Origin of the sequence: Streptomyces sp. NBC_00178, from assembly GCF_036206005.1 — a bacterium.
In the GTDB taxonomy this organism is placed as follows: Bacteria; Actinomycetota; Actinomycetes; order Streptomycetales; family Streptomycetaceae; genus Streptomyces.
In genome coordinates, this window is the sequence record NZ_CP108143.1 from 3671164 (window position 1) to 3688357 (window position 17194).

The following is a 17194-nucleotide window of genomic DNA, read 5'->3' on the forward strand; positions in this document are numbered from 1 at the left end:
GTCCGGCCTGCGGGGTGCCGGGCTCACGGGGGTTCCCGCTGAGCGCGCGCCGCGCTTCGGCGGAGCCGGGCCGTTCATGCAGCTCAGCAAGCGTGGGGCCGGTCGGCGTGCGGCCATCGGCCGCGCTCCGAGTGCCGGACACATCAGCCCATGTGACGCTGATCTCATGCCTCCAGGACTCCTGGTCTCGCGGCCGTCACGCTATGCGGCCTGTCTGGTGTTGGCGGCCGGGGCGGCGCTCGGGCCACCCACCTGGGCCCACGCATACGACGGCGCCTCCTCGTCCCAGCGGATCCGTCCGGGATCCGCGGCGATCACAGCACCTGCGGCCGTCACGGCGCGCGCGGCAGCCGGGGCGCACGTGGCAGTCGGGGCGCACGTGGCAGTCGAAACGCAGGCGGCGTTCGTCGGACCCGGCACGGCGGTGGACGCCTCCCGAGCACCCGGACCTTCCGGAGCAGGCACGGTGTCCGTGATGTTCGGGCGCCCTTCGGCGTCTCCGGGCGGGAGCGCCTCCGCCGAGGAATCACCACTCGCGGGGCGGCAGGCCGGGGAGGGCAGGGCGCGGCCGGGCCGGTCGCTGTCACCCGTCGAGATCGCGGACTCCGAGGCGGCGGCGGACGAGATGCCGCCGGACTCGGACCCGGCCGGGGTCCCCGAGTTCACGCCGCCGCCGGACGCGTTCCCCGAGCCCGGCGAGACGGCGAGGCAGAAGCGGGCGCTGGACGTGGCCGCCGTGCGGCAGGTCCGGGACGTGTCGCTGGGCAGCGGGATCGCACTGGTCGGGCTGGGCCTGGCCTTCCTGGCGCTCCGCATCCGCCGGACGGCCTGACAGCGGTCCCGGCCTGACGGGGTCCCGGCCTGACCGGGGCCCCGGCCAGACAGCGGTCCCGGCCTGACGGGGTCCCGGCCTGACCGGGGTCCGGGCCTCACAGCGGTCCCGGAGCGGCCGACCGCACCGGCAGCCACACGCACCCCATGGCCGGACCTCCGGCCTTCCCGGCAGGTCGGAGAGGCCGGAGGTGCGGGCGAAGCCCCGGCTCGAACCCTCCCCCAAGATCTTGCGCTGATCAACATACTGGGTATACATACTCAGTATGTCGATCCGCCACGGGCTGCTGGCCCTCCTTGAGCAGGGGCCGCGGTACGGCTCCCAGCTCCGCACCGAGTTCGAGTCGCGCACCGGCGCCACCTGGCCGCTGAACGTCGGCCAGGTCTACACGACCCTCAGCCGCCTGGAACGGGACGGCATGGTCACCCAGGACGGCAAGGACGACGCGGGCCACGCCCTTCACGCGATCACGGACGCCGGCCGGACCGAGCTGCGCAGCTGGTTCGAGACGCCCGTGGACCGCAGCAGCCCGCCCCGCGACGAACTGGCCATCAAACTCGCGATGGCGGTCGGCGCTCCGGGCGTCGACATCACGGCGATCATCCAGTCGCAGCGCAGCCACACGCTGAAGGCCATGCAGGACTACACGCGGCTCAAGGCACAGGCACTCGCCGAGGATCCGGCCGACCGCGACGGAGTGGCCTGGCTGCTCGTCGTCGAGCAGCTGATCTTCCAGGCCGAGGCGGAAGCGCGCTGGCTGGACCACTGCGAGTCCCGTCTCGTCCGGCTGGCGGCGGCCGCGGCCACCGAACCCGCCCCGGCCGGCGGCCGGGGCTCCGCCCGCACCGCCGGACCCCGGCGCCCCGTCCGGCGCTGAGCGCCGAACGGGAGTCCCGTAACGGCGGACTCCCGGGCCCGGCCACGCCACCGGCCCGCCCCTCCACCAGACACACAGCCCGACCCACCGGGCGCACCTCGCACCGAGCACCTCGCCCGACACAGGCGGCGCGCCGTCGCGCGCCCCGTCGTTCCTGGCCTCGCCGTTCCTAGGGGGGAACACCTCACCATGCCCTCGTCCGTCACCTCGCCGTACGCCGCTCCGCCGGCGGACGCGCCCGTACTCGAACTGCGGTCGCTCACCCGCACCCACGGCTCCGGCGTCGCCGAGGTCCACGCACTGCGCGGGGTCAGCCTCTCCGTGCGAGCCGGCGAGCTCGTCGCCGTGATGGGGCCCTCCGGCTCCGGAAAGTCCACGCTCCTGACCCTGGCCGGCGGTCTCGACACCGCGACCGGCGGCCAGGTCGTGATCGAGGGCCAGGACATCTCCGCGCTCGGCCGCAAAGGCCTCGCGGCGCTGCGCCGTCGCAGCGTCGGCTACGTGTTCCAGGACTACAACCTGATCCCGGCCCTCACCGCCGCGGAGAACATCGCCCTGCCACGCGAGCTGGACGGAGTCTCCGTGCGCAAGGCCCGCAAGGAAGCCCTCGCCGCGCTGGAGGAGATGCGGCTCTCCGGGATCGCGGACCGTTTCCCGGACGAGATGTCCGGCGGCCAGCAGCAGCGTGTCGCCATAGCCCGGGCCCTGGTGGGCGACCGTCGTCTGGTCCTCGCGGACGAGCCGACCGGTGCGCTCGACTCCGAGACCGGCGAAGCCGTCCTCGCCCTGCTGCGCAGGCGATGCGACCAGGGAGCGGCGGGCATCATGGTGACCCACGAGCCCCGCTACGCGGCCTGGGCGGACCGCGTCGTCTTCCTCCGTGACGGGTCGGTCGTGGACCAGACCCTCTCCTCCGGCGCCGAGTCGCTGCTGGCCGGAGAGGGCGCCGCGTGAGCTTCCTGAGCGGGTGGCGTGCCGCCCTGCGGATCGCGCGCCGTGACGCCCTGCGCGCCAAGGGACGCAGCGCGCTCGTCGTCGCGATGATCGCCCTCCCCGTACTCGGTGTGACCGCTCTCGACGTCACCCACCGCAGCTCCACGCCCACGACCGCCGAGAAGCTGACGGCCGACATGGGTTCGGCGGACGCCGTGTTCAGTTCGGCGGACGTCGGCCCCGTACCCGTCGAGCAGCTGCCCGATCCCCGGACCTACGACATCCCGCCCGGCTCGCCGAAGACGCCCGGGGGCGCGGCGGAGCCGGTCGACGTACCAGGTGCCCTGCCGGACGGCTCCCGGTACATCACGGAGCAGTTCGTCCCCGCCACGTTCACCACGCGGCACGGCCTCATCGCAGTCGAGACCACCGAGTTGCGCACCTCCGACCCGATGGTCCGCGGCATGCTCGACCTGGTCGACGGGGACTATCCCAAGGGCAAGGGCGAGGTCGTCGCGACCGAGCACTTCCTCGAATCGACGGGCCTGCGCATCGGATCCCGCACCACACTGCGCGGCCCCGAGCAGACGTACACGATCACGGGCACCGTCGAACTGCACAGCGTGCTGGGGGCCGACAGGCTGTACGCCGATCCCGGCGCGGTCATCGCGCCGTGGACCGAGGCGGCCGCCCGCGACAAGAAGATCGTCCCGCCCAGCCTCGGAGGGAAGAAGTGGCTGGTCCAGGGACCGGCCGGCGTCGGCATCACCTGGCCCGACGTGCTCGCGGCCAACAAGAAGGGGGTCCTGGCGTTGTCCCGGCAGGTCGCCCTCGACCCGCCGCCCGACACCGAGGTGCCCTTGGCATCCCGCGCGGGCGGCGGCATCCCCCAGAACTCGACGGAGCTGCGCGCGGAGGCCGTGACGGTCATCGCCATGGCGATGCTGGAGATCGTGCTGCTGGCGGGCCCCGCCTTCGCGGTCGGCGCGCGCCGCTCCCGCAGGCAGCTCGGGCTGGTCGGTGCCTGCGGAGGCGACAGGCAGCACGTGCGGGCGGTGGTGCTGGGCGGAGGCGTGGTGCTCGGCGGGTCCGGCGCCGTCGTCGGAGTGGCCGCCGGGCTCGGGCTGACCGTCCTGCTCCGCCCGTGGATCGAGGACTGGGCCGGGATGCGCTTCGGCTCGCTCGACATCCGTCCGTGGGAGCTGCTCGCGATCGCCCTGCTCGGACTCGTCACCGGGGTTCTTGCGGCGCTGGCCCCGGCGATCGTGGCCGGACGCCAGTCCGTGCTGGAATCGCTCACCGGGCGCCGTGGTGCGCGCCGGAGTTCCCGTGTCCTGCCCGTACTCGGGTGTGTGGCGCTGGCGGGAGGTGCGACGATCGCCGTCGCCGGGGGCACCACGGGCGACGCGAAACTGGTCGCAGGCGGCTCGATCGTCGCGGAGCTCGGGATGCTCGCCTGCATCCCGGTGATCGTCGGGCTCCTGGGCCGGCTCGGCTCCCGGTTGCCGCTCGCCCCCCGGATGGCGCTGCGCGACGCCGCCCGCAACCGGGGGCGCACGGCACCCGCGGTCGCCGCCGTGATGGCCGCCGTCGCCGGCACCGTGGCCATCGCCACCTATACGGCCGGGGTGACCGCCGAACACGACTACGACCACGTCCCCATGCTCACGCCCGGCACGGCCGCGCTCCTGGAATCCGGGGAGCCGGAGCCCGGTCGGCTCTCCGTCGCCCGGAACGCCGTCGAGCACAGCGCTGCCGTCCGGGCCGGCCGTGCCGACTTCGCACGCGTATGGGCCGGATCCGACTGCTCCGTGTACTACCTGGAGGAGAACGACTGCGGCACGATCCAGTTGGTCAAACCGACCGGCGAGGGACACGACTGCCCCCTTGAGGGTCCGGGAGCCCGGAAGCTCGCCGAGCGGCTCTCCGCAGACGCGCACAAGAAGCTGATGAGCACACCCGCCTGTGTCGACGCCCGTCCCGGGGCGGGCTCGTTCGACACGGACGAGGCCGGGATCCTCGTGGGTGGCGCAGCGGTGCTGACCTCCTACGCGAAGCTCGACGACCCCGCGGCGGCCGAGGCGCTGGCGAACGGCACACCCGTCCTGCTCAACCCGGCGTACGCGGAGCACGGCAGGGTCACCCTCAAGGCCGTGCACACCTACAGCAGGCACGACAAGGAGAACCACAGGCTGCACCCCGGCGGGGCGAGGACCACCACGAACCGGCTGAAGGTGTACGTGGCGCCCGCGAAGTACGCCGCCACCCCGGGCATCCGCATGATCATGCCCCCGGGGACCGCGGAGCGGATCGGCCTGCACACCCGGGACCACGGCAGCTTCTACACGGTTGACCGCCCCCCGACGGCCGCCGAAAATCAGGCCCTCGAGGCGGCGTTCTCGCAGATCGGATACGGCGCTTTCCTCATGACGGAGCAGGGGCCGAGCTCCCAGGACGAGGACGTCGCCCTGATGATCCTCGCCCTCTTCGCGGGCGTGGTCACCCTGGGCGCGGCCGCGATCACGACCGGTCTCGCCAAGGCGGACGCCGACGCGGACCTCACGACGCTCAGCGCGGTGGGCGCACCTCCTGGTGTGCGGCGGTCCCTCTCCGGTTTCCAGTGCCTGGTGGTCGCGCTCACCGGGGTGCTGCTCGGCACGGTGGCGGGGATCGTGCCCGCGGTGGCGCTGCGTCTCGTCGACCTGCGCGAGGCGATGCAGCTGATGCGGAAGAACCCGATGGATTCCGCGTACACGCCCATCGTGCTGCCCTGGCAGACCATCGGCCTGCTGGCCCTGGTCGTGCCGGTCCTGGCGGGGCTGCTGGCCGCCGCCTTCGCGGGTTCCCGGGCGGCCGCCACCCGTCGCGCGGGATGATCCGAGGCGGCTGACCGGTGCCTCCGGTGCCCCCGGAGAGGGTGATCTTCCCTTTCCGGGGGCACCACCATGTGATGAGGCGTGTGTGCGAGACAATGGCGTCATGGAGATGCCGAGGAATGAACGGTCGCAGGAGCACCCCCAAGTCCTCGTGGTGGGGCAGGACGGAATGGCCATCGGCGGGGGCGGCGGAGGCGACGAGTCGCGCGAGGTCCCGGTGACGGAGATGGTCGAGCAGCCCGCCAAGGTCATGCGCATCGGCAGCATGATCAAACAGCTTCTGGAAGAGGTCAGGGCGGCTCCTCTCGACGAGGCGAGCCGGGTCCGGCTGAAGGAGATCCACGCGAGCTCCGTCAAGGAACTGGAGGACGGCCTGGCTCCGGAACTCGTCGAGGAGCTGGAGCGCCTTTCGCTGCCGTTCACCGAGGAGTCCGTGCCCTCCGAGGCCGAGCTGCGGATCGCGCAGGCCCAGCTGGTCGGCTGGCTGGAGGGTCTCTTCCACGGCATCCAGACGGCGCTCTTCGCCCAGCAGATGGCGGCCCGCGCGCAGCTGGAGCAGATGCGCCGCGCCCTTCCGCCGGGCGTCGGGAGCGACGACGAGGAAGCGGTCGTCGACCCCCACGGGCCCGCGCGCTCCGGCCCGTACCTGTAACCCCCGGTCCCCCGTACGCAGCACCGGGTCCGCTGCGCCGCAGCACCAGGTCCGCTGCGCCGCAGCACCGGGTCCGCTGCGCCGGAGCGGCAGGACCTCCGTGCCGGGGGGCTCGGACCGCCGGGCCACAGCCGCTTCGACCTCGGCCGGCCACAGGGCTGGGACGGCCGCGCCCTGGCGCTCGGACCACCGTGCCGTAGGGCTGGGGTGACTGCGCCCTGGCGCGCGTCCACCGTCACCCGCGGTACGCGCCGGGGCCCGGCACACGTGATGCGTGCCGGGCCCCGGCGTTCGTAGTACGGAGCCTCCAAGCGCTCCGGAGACTCCGTGGGCTCCGCGTGCTCCGCGTGCTCCGCAAGGGCGGGGGCGCCCCGGCTGGGGAGTTCCACGCAGGGGGCCCTCAGATGCTGATGGCCTCCGTCGTGGGGCCCTCAGGCATTCGGGGCGGCCAGGAGAATCTTGCCGATGTGGCTGCTGGACTCCATCAGCCGGTGGGCCTCCGCCGCCTCCGCCATCGGCACCGTGCGGTCCACCACCGGGCGCACGACCTCAGCGGCGATCAGCGGCCACACGTGCTCGCGTACGGCGGCGATGATCGCGGCCTTCTCCGCCAGCGGACGGGCGCGCAACGAGGTCGCCGTGACGGCGGCCCGCTTGCTCAGCAGGGCGCCCAGGTTCAGTTCGCCCTTGGCGCCGCCCTGCAGGCCGATGATGGCGAGACGGCCGTTCACGGCCAGGGCCCGCACATTGCGGTCCAGGTACTTCGCTCCGACGATGTCGAGGATGACGTCGGCCCCCGCACCGTCCGTCGCCTTGCGCAGTTCGTCGACGAAGTCCTGCTCGCGGTAGTCGATGAGGATGTCGGCGCCGAGCTCCTGACAGCGCGCCAGCTTCTCGGGTCCGCCGGCCGTGACCGCGACCCGGGCGCCGATGGCCTTGGCGAGCTGGATGGCCATGGTGCCGATACCGCTGGACCCGCCGTGGATCAGCACGGTCTCACCGGGGCGCAGGTGCGCCACCATGAAGACGTTGGACCAGACCGTCGCGGCCACCTCGGGAAGTGCGGCGGCCTCCACGAGGTCCACTCCCTCGGGAACGGGGAGAAGCTGACCGGCCGGCACGGCGACCTTCTCCGCGTATCCGCCGCCCGCCAGCAGTCCGCACACCTCGTCGCCCACGGACCATCCGGACACGCCGGGGCCGAGCGCCAGGACGCGGCCCGCGCACTCCAGGCCCGGATAGGGCGACGCACCGGGAGGCGGGTTGTAGAAACCCTGCCGCTGGAGGACATCGGCGCGGTTGACCGCGCTGGACACGACCTCGACGAGGACTTCACCATCGCCGGGCACGGGTTCGGGGACCTCGGCCCATACGAGCGCTTCGGGACCGCCTGGTTCGGGGATCGTGATCGCATACATGGCGGCGAGGCTACTCCGTGCGGCCGCCCCGGCGAGGGCGGAACCGTCCGCGCCGTCCGCGGGGTCCAGGGACCGGAGACGGCTCCGTCCGCGCCGTCCGCGCCGTCCGCGAGGTCCGCGCCGTCCGCGAGGTCCGCGAGGTCCGCGAGGTCCGGGGACCACAGACCGGCCCCGTCCGGTTCTTCCTCGGCCTCCGCACGGCTCGTGGCGGTACGGCGGCACAGGCCGGCCTCCGCGCGGCTCCCCTGCCGACGCCATCCACCGTCACGCCCACCCCGCCCACACTCGGGTGGCGCGGCGGGCGTGGTCCGTTACGGCCGCGACCCGGACTGCGGGGGGTGAACCGTCTGCTGGACGTGGATCGGTGAGGCGCGCACGATCGTGATCACCCGGTCCGTCAGCTGAAGCGGGCTGGCTGCCGGATCGTCGTACCCAATGAGCCTGTGTCCCCGCAGGACGCTGACCACCAGGTCCTCCGTCTCGCGGACGTTCTTCCCCACCTCGGCCTTTATGACCGGCCGCTCGACCAGATCCAGCCCGCTGCCCTGCTGGATGAGGTCCTCCATCACCGTGCCGGCGCTCGGGCTCAGCACGGACAGGCCGAGCAGTCGGCCTGCGGCGCTGGCGCTGGTGATCACGGCGTCCGCACCGGACTGCTTGAGCAGCGGCGCGTTCTCCTCCTCACGCACTGCGGCGACAATCTTCGCTCCGCGATTGAGCTGCCGGGCGGTCAGCGCGACCAGCACAGCGGTGTCGTCGCGCTGGGTGGCGATTATGATCTGCCGGGCCTTCTGGACCTCGGCCCGCAGGAGCACATCGCTGCGCGTGGCATCGCCCAGCACTCCGACGAAACCTTCGCTGTTGGCCGCTTCGATCACCTTGCCGGCCGGATCGACGACGACGATCTGGTCCTTCTTCAGGCCGGTGGCGCACAGCGTCTGGATCGCTGAGCGGCCCTTCGTGCCGAAGCCGACGACGACGGTGTGTTCACGCAAGTTGCTTCTCCAACGCTTCAGCCGGAAGTCCTCCCGGGTCCGCTCCGTCAGGACCTCGAGAGTGGTGCCGACCAGGATGATCAGGAAGAGCACGCGCAGCGGTGTCACCAGGATGACGTTGACCAGCCGCGCCGGATCGCTGTACGGGACGATGTCGCCGTACCCGGTCGTCGACAGCGTCACCGTCGCGTAGTAGACGGCGTCGAGGAAGTCGACCTTGCCGTCCGCGTTGTCGTGATAGCCGCCGCGATCCGCCCAGACGATGAAGACCGTCAGAGCCAGTACCGACAGAGCCATCGCCAGCCGCTTGGCCACCTGGCGCAACGGCCTGTCGTTCACCTGGCGGGGCAGAAGCACCCGCGTCGGGACGACGTGCTCGTCCGCTCGCCTGGCCATCGCGTCCTGGCCGGGAAGTTTCACGTGAAACACCCTTCCGTCCACGGCGACGCCGAGGCCCACGGTAGATCGAGGATCTCCACCTCGGTGCCGGACCGTACCCCGCCGGGCGGCACCACGGCCAGCCCGTCCGCCGCGGCGATCCCACGCAGCATGGCCGGGCCGTTGTAGTGCAGGGGCAGAACACTGTCGTCACGATGGACCACGGGGATCAGCCGGGTGTCGTGCGGGTGCCCGTGAACCTCTTCATGGACCGGCGCACGGTAGGGGTCCTGGGCGGTCCGGCCGGCGATGCCCCGGAGCAGCGGCTCGGCCAGGGTGAGCAGTCCGGACACGGCGGCGAGAGGATTGCCCGGCAGGCCGACCAGACACTGCCCCTGCCCGGGAAGCCGCGCCAGAAGCATGGGGTGACCTGGGCGCACGGCCACCCCGTCGACGAGGAGTTCGGCCCCCATCCTGGCCAGGACCGGGTGGACGTGATCCACGGGCCCGGCGGCCGTACCGCCCGTGGTGAGGATCAGATCGGCGTCCGAGGACGCGAGCGCACGGTGCAGTGCCTCCGCGTCGTCCCCCAGCCTCAAGGGCTCGGCGACGTCTGCTCCCAGGGCGCGAAGCCAGGGAGCGAGCATGGGGCCGAGAGCATCGCGGATGAGTCCTTCGCGCGGAAGGCCCGCGGTGAGGAGTTCGTCACCGAGCACGAAGACGTCCACACGCGGCCTGGGTACGGCGACGAGGGCGTCGTACCCCGCAGCGGCTGCCAGTCCGAGCACAGGCGGGGTCACCACCGTTCCGACGGGCAGGAGCTCGTCACCGGAACGGCACTCCTGGCCCCTGGGCCGGATGTCCTGCCCGGGTACGACATCCCGGGTCGCGTGCAGCAGCCCCTTGGCCTCGTCGGCGTGGGCGTGCTCACTGCGGATCACGGCCGTGGCGTCGGCGGGGATGCGGGCACCCGTGGCGATCCTGAACGCCTCACCGTCGGGCAACCGCCCGACGGCCCCACGCCCGGCGAGCAGCCCCTCACCCTCCTGTACCGCCCACGGCCCGGGCCCCGCGACGACCCAGCCGTCCATGGCCGAGGTGTCGAACGGCGGCAGGTCGGTGAGCGCGACGACGCGCTCCGCCAGGACATGCCCGAGGGCACGGTCCAGCGGAAGCCGGTGGGCGGCGGGAGGAGTGGCCCGTCCCAGACGCTCGGCCAGGGCACGCGCTTCGGCCCAGGGGGTGGCCCGGTGCCCGTGGGCCCTGGCCGAGGCGGCAGCCCCTCGCGCGGGCGGCGACACGTGGCGGTGCGCGGCGCCGAGGGCCGGGGAGGCGGCCGGGCCGATGGGGTCCGGACCCAGAAGGTCCGCCGTGTCCGGGCCGGCCGGCCTGGCCTGCCTGGCCTGCCCGCTCGGCACGGGCGGTGCGGTCGGAGCGGGCGGAGCGGACGATGCGGGCGGTGCGGTGTGCGACGTGGCGTGCCGGCTGTGCATGCTCGGTGCGGTCTGCGACGTGGCGTGCCGGCTCTGCGTGCTCGGCCTGGCCTGCCCGCTCGACGTGACCGGCTCCGGCGAGCCCGACGCCTGAACGCCGGGTACGGGTGGGGGCGGAGTCTGCGTGCTGGGGGCCGATGCTCCGGGAACCGTTCCCCTGGAAGCCGCAGCGGCGCTCCGTGACGAATCGCCCGGGGTGGCAACGGCGGGAGTCGAGGCGCCAGGGATTGCGGCGCCGGGGATTGCGGCGCCCGGGATCTCGGCGCCCGGGATTGCGGCGCCCGGGGGAGGGGTGGCGGGGCTCCCGGCTCGTCCGGACGAGGCAGGTACCGATAGCCGGTCGCGCGAACGGTCCGCGGGCTGCGCCTCGTCGCCCGAGCAGCCCGACACCGGGTGGGTCGCCCCGGAGCAGCCTGACACCGGCTGGGTCGCCTGCGGATGCCGGGCCACGAGAGCGAGCGCCTGCGCGACGGCACGCTCCTCCTCGGCATCCCGCGCCGCCTGGAAGGCCCGCTCCTCCTCCGCGGTCCGCCGGGTGGGTGCCGTACGGTCCCCTCCGGCCTCACGCTCCGGCCGATCCGCCCGATCCGGGCGGGAGCCGCTGCTCGGCCGGGCGTCGCCGTCCCGCTCCGGATGGAAGCCGCCGGCCGGCCGGGCATCGCCGTCCCGCGTGGTCATGGCGTTCCGGGCTCGCTGTCCGGTGCCGACTCCTCCTCCCACCGGAGCGCGAGGGCCGCCGCCTTGCGGGACGCCTCTGCCACTGCTTCCGCGGCGGCCTCGGGGCTCTTCCCGCTGCTCGCCACAGCCGCCGCGTATCCCACCAGGAACGTGGTCAGGGGCGCGGCGGGCCGGGCAACACCGTGGGCGGCGTCACGAGCGAGGTCGAGGAGGGCGCCGGTGTCGACGTCGAGGTCGATGCCCAGCTCGTTCTTGACTGCGGTGATCCATTCGTCCAGCACGGTTCCATGCTCCCTGATCCGCGCTCTGGCGGCAGCAATGTCTTCCCAGGTGTCGCAGTCGAAAGAGGCGAGCGGTCCCGCCTCCACCCGGGCCAGGTCGAGCTCTGTCGTCAGCAGGCGCAGCGGAAGTCCCGCGAGGCTGCCGTGTTCCGTGGCGAGCAGGGCCAGCTCGCGCCGCAGCGGCTCGGCTCGGTAGACGGCGACCAGCGGCTGGTCCCGGCCGTCCTGGTCGGTGCACATGGCGCCCTCCCGGGCGCCTGTCTCAGCCGCGGTCAGCAAGGAACGGACAGTCTCCTCCCCCAGAAAGGGCAGATCCGCTGAGAGCACCAGGATGTTCGTCGCCGTCGTCTCCCGGACTCCGGCACCCAGTGCCGCCAACGGGCCACCGCCCTCAGGCACTTCACGCGCCCATGTGACGGGACGCGTGGTCGGCCTCCGGCCGCCGACCACCACCGTGGAACCGGCGTCGGCGCACACGGCGAGCACCCGGTCGAGCAGGGCGCGGCCGCCCACACGAAGACCCGGCTTGTCGGCCCCCCCGAGCCGCTTCGCGGCTCCCCCGGCAAGAACGATGGCGTCATACGCGGTCATGCACCCGAGTATGCGGGTGCGACACGGACAGTGGTCCCCCCGGGGACGGGAAACGTCACCGGAGGGAGCTTCCGCAGGCGGTCCGGACGGAGCGCCCCGCACCCACTGCCGCTACAGCGTCCGCAACAGCACCGCCGGCTGCTCCACGCAGTCCGCCACGTACCGCAGGAACCCTCCCGCCGTACCGCCGTCGCAGACCCGGTGGTCGAAGGTCAGCGAGAGCTGTACGACCTGACGTACTGCCAGTTGCCCCTCGTGCACCCAGGGCTTGGCCATGATCCGGCCGACGCCGAGCATCGCCGCCTCGGGGTGGTTGATGATCGGCGTGGAGCCGTCCACCCCGAACACGCCGTAGTTGTTCAGCGTGAACGTCCCACCGGTGAGCTGGGCCGGTGTCAGCTTGCCCGTCCGCGCGGACTCGGTCAGCCGGGCGATCTCCGCTCCGATCGACTCCGCGTTCCGGGTGTGCGCGTCCCGTACGACCGGCACCATGAGGCCTCGCTCCGTCTGCGCGGCGAAGCCCAGGTGGACAGCCCGCAGTCGCACGATCTCCCGGGCCTCGGTGTCCACCATCGCGTTCAGCTCGGGGAAGCGGGCCAGCGCGGCCGTACAGATGCGGGCCAGCAGCGCGAGCACCGACACCTTCGGACCGGCGGCGGGACCCCCCGCGGCGTTCATGGCCGCCCTCGCCGCCATCAGCTCGGTGGCGTCAGCGTCCACCCAGCACGTGGCGTCGGGGATCTCGCGCCTGCTGCGGGCCAGTTTGTCGGCGACCGCGCCGCGGACCCCACGCAGGGCGACCCGCGCGCCCTGCGGCGCCTGCCGTGACGCCTCATCGGGGGCGGCCGCGGGCGCCACGTCGCCAGCGGACTCCACGCTCCTGATGGCGGACTCCACGTCACTGCGCAGGATCAGTCCGTCCCGTCCCGTGCCGGAGATCGTCCGGAGATCGAGGTCGTGCTGCCGCGCCAGCTTCCGCACCAGCGGCGAGATGACCGCCACGGGTCCCGTCGGCGCCGTGGCCTGCGCGGGAGCGGAAGCGGGAGTCTCAGCCGAAGCCGGGACGGGAGCGGAAGCCGCAGCGGCGACCGAAGGCACTGCCGAAACCGGAGCGGGGAGCGGAGACGAGCCAGGACCGGAGGCGCCGACCGAGGACGGCACCTGCGCCGGCCTGATCCTGCGGCGCCGCGCGGCCGGTGCGCCCGTGCCGTAGCCGACGAGCACGTTGCCGGAGCCCTCACCGCCCGCTGCGCCCGCTCCGTCCGCGCCGTCAGCGGCGCCTGCCCCGGACGCGACTCCGGCCGGGCCGGCCGTTCCGTCCACGGCGGGACCCGCCGAGCCGACGGCGACCGTCAGCAGCGGGGCGCCGACCGGGAGTTCAGTGCCCTCCGCACCGAAGCGCGCGGTCACCACGCCTCCGTACGGACACGGCACCTCCACCATGGCCTTGGCCGTCTCGACCTCGACGACCGGCTGGTCGATGGCGACGACATCGCCCACCTCCACCAGCCACCGCACGATCTCGGCCTCGGTCAGCCCTTCGCCCAGGTCGGGGAGCTTGAATTCGAGTACCTGTGCCATCAGCTGTCCGCCTCCCACTGAAGACGAGCCACAGCGTCGAGCACCCGGTCCACGCCCGGCAGATGGTGCCGCTCCTGCATCGGCGGCGGGTAGGGGATGTCGAACCCGGCGACACGCAGGACCGGCGCCTCCAGATGATGGAAGCACCGCTCGGTCACCCGTGCCGCGATCTCCCCTCCCGGTCCTCCGAAGCCGGAGGACTCGTGGACGACCACCGCACGCCCCGTGCGCCGGACCGATGCCGCGACCGTCTCGTCGTCGAACGGCACCAGCGACCGCAGGTCGACCACCTCCAGGTCCCAGCCCTCGGCCGTGGCCGCCTCGGCGGCCTCCAGACACACCGGGAGGGAGGGACCGTACGTGATCAGGGTCGCGCTGCGCCCGGTTCGCCGGACCACGGCCCGGCCGATCGGCTCGACCTGTGCCGGCGCGTCCGGCGACCAGTCGGCCTTCGACCAGTAGAGGCGCTTGGGCTCCAGGAAGACCACCGGGTCGTCGGACGCGATCGACTCCCTCAGCAGCCCGTAGGCGTCGTCGACCGTGGCGGGCGTGACGACGTGGAGTCCCGGCGTCGCCATGTAGTACGCCTCGGAGGAATCGCTGTGATGCTCGACCCCGCCGATCCCGCCGCCGTAGGGCACCCGCACCGTGATGGGCAACGGCATGGCGCCGGCCGTGCGGTTCCGCATCTTGGCGACATGGCTGATGAGCTGCTCGAACGCGGGATAGGCGAAGGCGTCGAACTGCATCTCCACCACCGGGCGCAGCCCGTACATCGCCATGCCCACGGCGGCGCCCAGGATCCCCGCCTCGGCAAGAGGGGTGTCCGTGCAGCGGTCGTCGCCGAACTCCTTCGCCAGACCGTCGGTGACGCGGAAGACGCCTCCGAGCGTGCCGACGTCCTCACCCAGGACGTGCACCGACGGGTCCGCCGCCATCGCGTCCCTCAGAGCGCGTCCCAGCGCCTGCGCCATCGTGGCCGGTTTGGCCCTTCCGGTCCGTTCGCCGGCCGTCGCCGCAGCGGTGCTCATCGCCGTCCCTCCACGCCGTTCTCCTCCAGCGGGGGGTCGTGCTCGGCTGCGAGCTCGCCCCTCAGCATCTCGGCCTGCTCACGCAGCTGCCCGGTCCGCTCCTCGTAGACATGGGCGAACAGGTCCATCGGGTCGAGCACCGGGTCGGCGTTCATCTGCTCCCGCAGGCTTTCGGCCATGCGCTCCGCCGTCTCCCGCACCGTCGCGATGCCTTCCTCGTCCAGCAGCCCGCGCCCTGTCAGCTCCCGCTCCAGAAGCCGGATGGGGTCGTGCTCGCGCCAGGCCTCGACCTCGGCGTCACCGCGGTAGCGGGTGGCGTCGTCGGCGTTCGTGTGGGCGTCCATGCGGTACGTGACCGCCTCGATCAGCGTCGGTCCCTCACCTCGCCTGGCCCGTGCCACCGCCTCGCCCAGGACCTGGTGCACGGCGGCCGCGTCGTTGCCGTCGACCAGCCGTCCCGGCATCCCGTATCCGACGGCCTTGTGGGCCAGGGAGGGCGCGGCGGTCTGCTTGGCCAGGGGCACCGAGATCGCGAAGCCGTTGTTCTGCACGAGGAAGACCACCGGGGCACGCCAGACGGCCGCGAAGTTCAGCGCCTCGTGGAAATCGCCCTCGCTCGTCCCTCCGTCGCCGACCATGGCGAGCGCCACCACGTCGTCGCCCTTGAGGCGCGCGGCGTGTGCCAGGCCGACGGCATGGGGCAGCTGGGTGGCCAGGGGGGTGCACAGCGGGGCGATGCGGTGCTCGCGCGGGTCGTACCCCGTGTGACGGTCGCCCCGCAGCAGCGTCAGCGCCTCGACGGGGTCCAGGCCCCGCGCCACGGCGGCGAGGGTGTCGCGATAGCTCGGGAAGAGCCAGTCGCGCTCCTCCAGCACCATCGCGGCCGCGATCTCGCACGCCTCCTGGCCCGTGCTCGACGGATACACCGCGAGCCGTCCCTGCTTCGTCAGAGCCGTGGCCTGCACGTTGTACCGGCGGCCGCGCACGAGTTCCGCGTAGAGCCGCAGCAGCAGCTCGGGGTCGGCGTCGGCAGCGGCGTCGGTGCCGAGCACGCGGTACGGCTCGGGGTCCGGGAGCAGCGGCGCGGGATCGGTGAGCGGCTTCCAGGCCGGGGGCGGCGTGGGCCTGTAGGCGGCTGCGCCGGGCAGCTCTTGGACCGTCATGACAAGCACCTCCTGGCATCGAGATATATCGAGGGGTGTCGAAATCCGCAGGAATGTCGGAGCGTGGGCGAGGCGACGATGTGGTGTGCCTCACCAACCGATTGTTCGGTCGCGGCGGCAATTTGGCTACAGCCACCTCCAGCCTGTGGACAAACGGTTCTCCACAGCCTGGGATAGGAGCAGGTCGTCCACAACAGGGAGGCGCGGGCAGATGGCAGCTGAACAAATGGCCGACCGGGAGACCGATCCCGGCCGCACCCCGCCCGCGCGACCGCTGGACTCCACCGACCGGGCGATCCTGCGCATCCTCCAGACGGACGGCCGGGCCTCGGTACGCGCGGTCGCCGAGCGTGTCCACGTGTCGCGGGCCAACGCGTACGCGCGGATCAACCGGCTGGTCGAGGACGGGGTCATCCGCGGTTTCAGCGCCCGCGTGAACCATGAACGGGCGGGAGAGGCGGCCTCCGCCTACATCACGCTCAAGATCGTCCAGAACTCGTGGCGCACCGTGCGCGAACAGCTCCAGGCCCTGCCGGGCGCCACGCACATCGCGCTGGTCAGCGGCGACTTCGACGTCCTGCTGCTCGTGCACACCCCGGACAACCAGGCTCTGCGGGAACTCGTCCTCACCCGGATCCAGGCCATACCGGAGGTTCTCTCCACCCGCACCCTGCTGGTCTTCGAGGAGACCGATCTGGGGCCGCGCCCCGACCGCCCCGCGGAACTCGCCTGAGGCCCGCCACCGGCGCTTGCAGACAGAAAAGGTCTGCCGGCCCGGAGGTCAGCCGGCGCGCATGCCCTCGAAAGCGAGCCGGACGACCGTGTCGGCGAGCTGGTCGGCCTCCGGCGAGCCGCCCTGCTGCGGCCGGTACCACTCGACCAGCGAGTTCACCATGCCGAAGAGCAGCCGGGTGGCGAGCCGTATGTCCACGTCGGCGCGCAGGTCACCCTCCGCCACCGCGGCCTTGAGCAGCTCGGACACCCGCTGGTCGAACTCGCGCCGCCGCTCCAGGGCCCAGCGCTCGGTCCTGGTGTTGCCCCGCACCCGCAGCAGCAGAGTGACGTACGGCAGCTCGTCCATGAGGACCTCGACCGTGCGGCGGGTGACGTACTCGACCCGGGCTATCGCGCGGCCCCGGTTCGCCCCCGCCTCGTCGAGAATGCCGAAGAGCCCGTCGAGGGCCCGGCTGACCGCCCGCCGCAGCAACTCCTCCTTGCCCGCCACATGGTGGTAGATGGAGGATTTCGAGATGCCCGCCGCCTTGGAGAGGTGCTCCATGGACGTGCCGTCGTAGCCGCGCTCGTTGAAGACGCGGACGGCAACGGTGAGAAGCGTCTCCGGGGTGTACGTGTCCCGCTTGGGCGTGGTCATGTCCGCGATCCTCCCCCATGAGTTGTCCACAGGTTCTCTGGGG

Annotated in this window: 15 protein-coding genes; 7 read left to right on the top strand and 8 right to left on the bottom strand. The window is 72.7% G+C overall.

Annotated elements, in window-relative coordinates:
- The first annotated feature begins 379 nt into the window (after positions 1–379).
- From OHT61_RS15870 to OHT61_RS15890, 5 genes are all read left to right on the top strand, one after another.
- Positions 380–832 carry a hypothetical protein gene (locus OHT61_RS15870; RefSeq protein WP_329039001.1) on the top strand — a complete coding sequence of 151 codons (453 nt, stop codon included), beginning with the start codon at positions 380–382 and terminating at the stop codon, positions 830–832.
- 265 nt (positions 833–1097) lie between these two features.
- On the top strand, positions 1098–1709 hold the full coding sequence (locus OHT61_RS15875; protein ID WP_329039003.1) for a PadR family transcriptional regulator: 612 nt from the start codon (positions 1098–1100) through the stop codon (positions 1707–1709).
- 189 nt (positions 1710–1898) lie between these two features.
- The gene (locus OHT61_RS15880) at positions 1899–2663 is read left to right on the top strand and encodes an ABC transporter ATP-binding protein (protein ID WP_329039006.1); all 765 of its coding nucleotides are present in this window, start codon (positions 1899–1901) and stop codon (positions 2661–2663) included.
- Entirely contained in the window at positions 2660–5518 is a 2859-nt protein-coding gene (locus OHT61_RS15885) for an FtsX-like permease family protein (RefSeq protein ID WP_329039008.1), read from the top strand. The genes OHT61_RS15880 and OHT61_RS15885 overlap by 4 nt, the downstream gene beginning before the upstream one ends.
- A 103-nt stretch (positions 5519–5621) precedes the next feature.
- Positions 5622–6170 (top strand): bacterial proteasome activator family protein, encoded by a 549-nt coding sequence (locus tag OHT61_RS15890; protein ID WP_443049458.1) that lies wholly within the window; start codon positions 5622–5624, stop codon positions 6168–6170.
- Positions 6171–6601: 431 nt separating this feature from the next.
- Here the strand turns inward: OHT61_RS15890 and OHT61_RS15895 are convergent, their stop codons facing one another.
- From OHT61_RS15895 to OHT61_RS15905, 3 genes are all read right to left on the bottom strand, one after another.
- Positions 6602–7588, bottom strand: coding sequence for an NAD(P)H-quinone oxidoreductase (locus OHT61_RS15895; protein WP_329039009.1), 987 nt, complete (start codon positions 7586–7588; stop codon positions 6602–6604).
- A gap of 311 nt (positions 7589–7899) precedes the next feature.
- Complete coding sequence (locus OHT61_RS15900; protein WP_329039011.1) at positions 7900–9042, bottom strand: potassium channel family protein; 1143 nt, start codon at positions 9040–9042, stop codon at positions 7900–7902.
- Complete coding sequence (locus OHT61_RS15905; RefSeq protein WP_329039013.1) at positions 9000–10379, bottom strand: molybdopterin molybdotransferase MoeA; 1380 nt, start codon at positions 10377–10379, stop codon at positions 9000–9002. The genes OHT61_RS15900 and OHT61_RS15905 overlap by 43 nt, the downstream gene beginning before the upstream one ends.
- On the opposite strand from OHT61_RS15905, the gene OHT61_RS15910 reads away from it, so the two are divergent.
- Positions 10333–10548: a hypothetical protein gene (locus OHT61_RS15910; protein ID WP_329043457.1), complete on the top strand. Its 216-nt coding sequence runs from the start codon at positions 10333–10335 to the stop codon at positions 10546–10548. The two genes, OHT61_RS15905 and OHT61_RS15910, sit on opposite strands and share 47 nt — an antisense overlap.
- A 580-nt stretch (positions 10549–11128) precedes the next feature.
- On the opposite strand, the gene OHT61_RS15915 is transcribed toward OHT61_RS15910, so the two are convergent.
- From OHT61_RS15915 to pdhA, 4 genes are all read right to left on the bottom strand, one after another.
- Positions 11129–12004, bottom strand: a complete 876-nt coding sequence (locus OHT61_RS15915; RefSeq protein ID WP_329039015.1) for an NTP transferase domain-containing protein — start codon at positions 12002–12004, stop codon at positions 11129–11131.
- A gap of 111 nt (positions 12005–12115) precedes the next feature.
- A complete protein-coding gene (locus OHT61_RS15920) occupies positions 12116–13585 on the bottom strand; it encodes a dihydrolipoamide acetyltransferase family protein (RefSeq protein WP_329039016.1) in 1470 nt (489 codons plus the stop codon).
- Positions 13585–14616: an alpha-ketoacid dehydrogenase subunit beta gene (locus OHT61_RS15925; RefSeq protein ID WP_329039018.1), complete on the bottom strand. Its 1032-nt coding sequence runs from the start codon at positions 14614–14616 to the stop codon at positions 13585–13587. The genes OHT61_RS15920 and OHT61_RS15925 overlap by 1 nt, the downstream gene beginning before the upstream one ends.
- Complete coding sequence (pdhA, locus tag OHT61_RS15930; RefSeq protein WP_329039021.1) at positions 14613–15779, bottom strand: pyruvate dehydrogenase (acetyl-transferring) E1 component subunit alpha; 1167 nt, start codon at positions 15777–15779, stop codon at positions 14613–14615. Before pdhA ends, OHT61_RS15925 begins: the two co-directional genes overlap by 4 nt.
- A gap of 211 nt (positions 15780–15990) precedes the next feature.
- Here pdhA and OHT61_RS15935 point away from each other — a divergent pair, with 211 nt between their 5' ends.
- Entirely contained in the window at positions 15991–16512 is a 522-nt protein-coding gene (locus OHT61_RS15935; protein ID WP_329039023.1) for an Lrp/AsnC family transcriptional regulator, read from the top strand.
- A gap of 48 nt (positions 16513–16560) precedes the next feature.
- Here the strand turns inward: OHT61_RS15935 and OHT61_RS15940 are convergent, their stop codons facing one another.
- A complete protein-coding gene (locus OHT61_RS15940; protein WP_329039025.1) occupies positions 16561–17151 on the bottom strand; it encodes a TetR/AcrR family transcriptional regulator in 591 nt (196 codons plus the stop codon).
- Between the last annotated feature and the right edge of the window lie 43 nt (positions 17152–17194).